The 2,406-nt window shown below is 61.4% G+C and carries 3 protein-coding genes; 2 read left to right on the top strand and 1 reads right to left on the bottom strand.

The features are described 5' to 3' along the window. A partial coding sequence (locus ACE3OH_RS21650; RefSeq protein ID WP_374358178.1) for an ABC transporter ATP-binding protein occupies positions 1-455 on the bottom strand: 455 nt, incomplete at its 3' end. A 267-nt stretch (positions 456-722) separates the two neighbouring features. Between ACE3OH_RS21650 and ACE3OH_RS21655 the strand changes: the two genes are divergently transcribed. Both ACE3OH_RS21655 and ACE3OH_RS21660 read left to right on the top strand, forming a co-directional pair. After that, on the top strand, positions 723-1,925 hold the full coding sequence (locus ACE3OH_RS21655) for a methyltransferase domain-containing protein (protein WP_374358181.1): 1,203 nt from the start codon (positions 723-725) through the stop codon (positions 1,923-1,925). A 40-nt stretch (positions 1,926-1,965) separates the two neighbouring features. After that, positions 1,966-2,406: hypothetical protein (locus ACE3OH_RS21660; RefSeq protein ID WP_374358184.1), on the top strand; the 441-nt coding region annotated here is incomplete at its 3' end.

Consider the following 2,406-nt stretch of genomic DNA (forward strand, 5'->3'; position numbering starts at 1 on the left):
TTCATGCCGCTGGAGTTGGTCTTGACCTGGCGGTCGATGAATTCGCCGATATCGGCAAATGCGGCAATCGCCTCGAAGCGCTCGTCGATCTCGCGCGGGCTCAGGCCAAGGATGGCGGCATTGAGATAGACGTTTTCGCGGCCGGTAAAGTCCGGGTTGAAACCGGCCCCCAGTTCCAGCAGGGCGGCAATGCGCCCGTCCACCGTCACGCTGCCGCTGCTCGGTGCCACCGTCCCGCATACCAGCTGCAGCAGGGTGGACTTGCCCGCGCCATTGCGGCCGATGATGCCGACCACCTCGCCGTGCCTGATGTCGATATCGACATCGTGCAGGGCCCAATGGGCGCCGCTTTCGTCCTGTTCTTTGAATAGTCGCTTCAGCCGGTCGAGCGGCGAGGCATAGATCGTATAGCGCTTGGAAACCTTGTCGATTCGGATCGCGGATGCGGCGGGCATGTGCAGGGCTGCTGGACGGCAAAAAGGCGCAAATTGTAACAGAGTCGTCGTCCGCTTCTTCGGCATTCCTCCCGGCGCCGGCTGTGCCGGCTGCCTTTGCCGGACTGCCGTCGGCTTGCTAGTGCAAGGCAATGGTTGATATAGTCCGGTGGCATTTTTTTGCCTGGATGGTCGGCTTTTCGCCGCGCTCATGCCGGTGGATCGCATATCAATCAGGCAGTATTCATGCTGCTTTCCAGGCTTTCTTCACAAGGGTAAACACAAACAATGCGACCTGATATCCACGCGCTGATCGTTTGCCCTGCGTGTCGCGGCGAGCTGTCCATTGCCGATGAGGCCTGCTGCACGGCGTGTGGCGCAAGCTATCCGCTGCTGGACGGTGTGCCCATCCTGATGCCCAATGCCGGCAAGGATTTCGAGCGTTATCGCGCCGAGGTGGTATCGGATCATCCCTATGCGCCGGGCTCATTGGCGCTGCTGGCGCGCCATGCCGACGGCCTGGTGCTGGACTTGGGCGCGGGCGGCAAGGATTTCACCAAGCCCAATGTGGTGCAGCTCGATATCTTCAAGTTTACCCATACCGACGTGGTGGCTTCGGCCGACGCCTTGCCGTTTCGCGATGGCACATTCGATGCAGTGGTGAGCCAAGCGGTATTCGAGCATTTGAAATATCCCGATGCGGTGGTGCGCGAAATCGCCCGCGTGTGCAAACCCGGCGCCGAGATCAAGATCGACACGGCGTTTTTGCAGCCGGAGCACGGCTATCCCAACCATTATTTCAACGCGACCATGTCGGGCTTGAAGCATTGGTTCCGCCATTTCGACATTGTCGAAGAGGCGGTGGAGGATTATCAGCACCCGATGTATTCGCTGCACTGGTTCCTGATTTCCTACCTCGACGGCGTGCCGGTCGAGGCGCGCCAGGTCCTGTCGGGGGCGACGGTGGCCGAGGTGGTGGCCGCCATCGATGACCATGGTGCCGGGCGGCTGGCGCTGCGGCCCGAGTTGATTGCCGCACTGACCGCGCTGGGCGCTGCCAAGCGTCGTGAACTGGCGGCCGGGGTGTCCATCCTGGCGCGCTTGACCGATCCTCTGGCGGCGCAGCAAGGTGGCGGGCAGGGTTTTGCTGCCCTGCAGCAGGAAAGCCGGGTGGCAGAGCTGGAGGCGCAGTTGGCGGCGCAGGCCATCGAGCTGGCCCAGCAGCAACGTCTGCTGTTGGTGCGCCGTGATGTGATTGCCTCGGTGGAGAGCGAGGTCTACCAGGCGCATCGCGATATCGCGCATTATCGCGACGCATTCGAGCTGGCGGTGGCGGATAAGGACAAGGCGCTTGCCGAGGTCTCGGCCTTGGTAGCGGTGCTGGAGAATGAGTTGGCGCCCTACCGCAAGGCCAGGGCGCGTTTCGGGCGTCTGCTTGGCTGGATTCCCGGGAGCAAATGGCTGTTCCAACGGCTGCTTGGCAAATTGTGATCAAGCGCACATTCGATAGATCAAATTGCAGGGCTACTCGGTGAATACACGCGTTATTTTTGGTCTGCTGCTTGATGCGCGCTCGGCAGAGCCCGGTCAATTTCTCGAGTTTTTCCACTCGCTTGCCCGGCAAAGTCATTCCGACTGGCGCATGGTCGTTGTGCTCCCCGCGCAGCCCTTGGCGCGCCTCGCGGCGGTGGTTGATGACTACCGCCAGCGCGATTCGCGCATTGTGGCGGTGCTATCCGATAGCCATGATGCGTTCGCAGAGGCATGGCAGCGTGATGTCGCGCAGTGTTTCCAGCTCGACTTTGTCATGCCGTGCGAGGCGACCAGCATTGTTTCGCATGATGCCTTATTGCGCTGCATTTCGCTGCTGGCCGATCGACCCTTTGCGCGCGTCATTCGCGGTGGGGTGGGCGTGTTGTCTGGCGATGACCGTTTGAGCTATGCGGCAGCGGGTTCCGGCGCAATTGCAATG

This window comes from Chitinimonas sp. (genome assembly GCF_041904975.1).
Lineage (GTDB): Bacteria > Pseudomonadota > Gammaproteobacteria > Burkholderiales > Chitinimonadaceae > Chitinimonas.